Consider the following 2,284-nt stretch of genomic DNA (forward strand, 5'->3'; position numbering starts at 1 on the left):
CCCAATCTGGAATTAGCTTTGCACACTTTAGAGGAGATGATATAACTGAGGAGTTAATAGACAAGAAACAGATAGTAGGAAACTTACCAGATATAGTAGAACAAGCTTTAGTAGTAATAAAAAACAATATAAAAACTCCCTCAACTATAGTAGGTGCTGTAAGAGAAGAAAAAGAATTATATCCTGTCGTAGTACTTAGAGAAGCTTTAGTAAATGCAGTTGTACACAGAAATTATAGTATAATTGGATCTAAAATAAGAGTTTTAATGTTCTCTGATAGGATAGAGTTTCATAGCCCAGGTAAATTACCTAATACGGTTACAATAGATAAAATGAAAATAGGTGTATCTTATGCTAGAAATCCATTTTTAGTAAAATATATGGAAAACTTAAGATATATTGATCAATTAGGTAGAGGTATACCAATGATTATAAAAAACATGAAAAACCTTGGTGCAAGAGAACCAGAATTAGAGGAAATAGGTGAAGAATTTATTTTGACCATATATAGACCAGATTAAAATAGGACAGCAGGTACGGTTCTTGCTGTCCTATTACAAATTGACGGGCATAATAATATGCATGATCTAGTGTATTTAAAACAATATGAAAAAGAAATAAAATATTGGAATTTTCATTTAATAATGCTTGCCTGTCCATAATTTTAATTGAAGTATAGTTAGAAATTTAGATATAATATATATGAGAATATGATTTGATATGAATGTTAATAATCTAAGTTGAGGTGATAAAGTGAAGTTAGTATTTTGTGGTGGTGCAGGTGAAGTAGGGGCTAGTTGTTATCTTTTAAATATAGATGGGAAGAAGGTTTTGCTGGATTGTGGAATTAGAATGAAAGGTGGAAAGGATTCTTTGCCTGATTTTAGACGTATACAAGAATTAGGTGGAGTTGATGCTATAATAATAAGCCATGCTCATATGGATCATACAGGAGCATTGCCTATAATTAGCAGAGAATATCCTGAAGCTAAAATATACATGACCCATGCCACCAAAGATTTAATCAGAGTATTGTTGTATGATAGCTTAAAAATAATGAATAATGCTGAAGGAGAAATACCTATTTATGCTGAAAAGCATGTACAAGAGATGTTGAGTAGAATTATATGTTATTCTCCTCAATATACTTTTGAACCAATAAAAGATTCTGATATAAAGATAACTTTTTATAATGCAGGACATATTGCAGGAGCAGCACTCATATATATTCAGGGAAAAGAAGGTACACTTCTCTATACAGGGGATGTATCAGGAGTGGAACAGCAAACGGTAAATGCTGCCACAGTTCCAAAGTTAAGACCTGATGTATTGGTAATGGAGTCTACCTATGGAGATAAACTCCATTCTAATAGACAAGTAGAAGAAGAACGATTAATTGAAATTGTTAAAGAAATCATTTTAAACAAAGGGAAAATACTTATACCAGCTTTTGCATTAGGGAGAGCTCAAGAAATAGTATTATTGTTGAAAAAAGCTATAAATAAAGGAAGATTGCCTAAATTTAAAATATATGTAGATGGGATGGTAAAGGATATAAATAGGGTGTATAAGCTTAATCCTAATTATTTAAAGCGGAATTTAGCTAAAAAAATTTTTAAAGGTAATGATATATTTTATGATGATAATATAATCCCTGTATCTAATAATGAAATAAGAGATGAGATTGTGAATTTAGATGAGGGACTTTGTGTTGTATCCAGTTCGGGTATGTTAAAAGGAGGGCCTAGTACATTCTATGCAGAGAAATTTGCTTCAGATGAAAGGAATTATATTGCCATAACAGGATATCAAGATGAGGAAGCACCTGGAAAAGAAATATTAAATCTTTTGGATACAGATGAAAAGGAGCGATATATAAACATTAATGACAAAAATATACCTTTGAAATGTGGAATAGGAAAATACGGTTTATCTGCACATGGAGATAAGGTTGAGTTAATGGGGATAATAAATAGAACTACACCTAGAAAGATATTTTTAGTTCATGGGGATAAGGATATAATCTCCATATTTGCTAATGAAGTAAATAGAGATGTTAGAGCTCAAGTTTATGTACCATCAAATGGGGAAGAGTATGATATAAGATTTAAAAAGCCTAGAAAACAACTTTCCATGATGAAAAAGATAAAACCTTTATATAAAAGGGTTCAGATTAAAGAAGGCCCACCAGCGCGCAGCGAGAGACAACGCGAACCTGTCGAGCCAGCTGGTCGTGGCGATGGCTCAGGCGGGGGCGAGCTTCGAGCGCGCAGTGAGCGCGGCG

General features: G+C 32.8%; 2 protein-coding genes. Both read left to right on the forward strand.

Features of this window, described 5'->3' with window-relative positions:
- The coding region (locus VK998_RS09455) for an ATP-binding protein (protein ID WP_325227883.1) at positions 1 to 521 on the forward strand (521 nt) is incomplete at its 5' end.
- Between the two features lie 232 nt (positions 522 to 753).
- A partial coding sequence (locus VK998_RS09460; RefSeq protein WP_325227884.1) for an MBL fold metallo-hydrolase occupies positions 754 to 2,284 on the forward strand: 1,531 nt, incomplete at its 3' end.

Source organism: Schnuerera sp., assembly GCF_035459645.1.
Classification (GTDB): Bacteria; Bacillota; Clostridia; order Tissierellales; family Tepidimicrobiaceae; genus Schnuerera.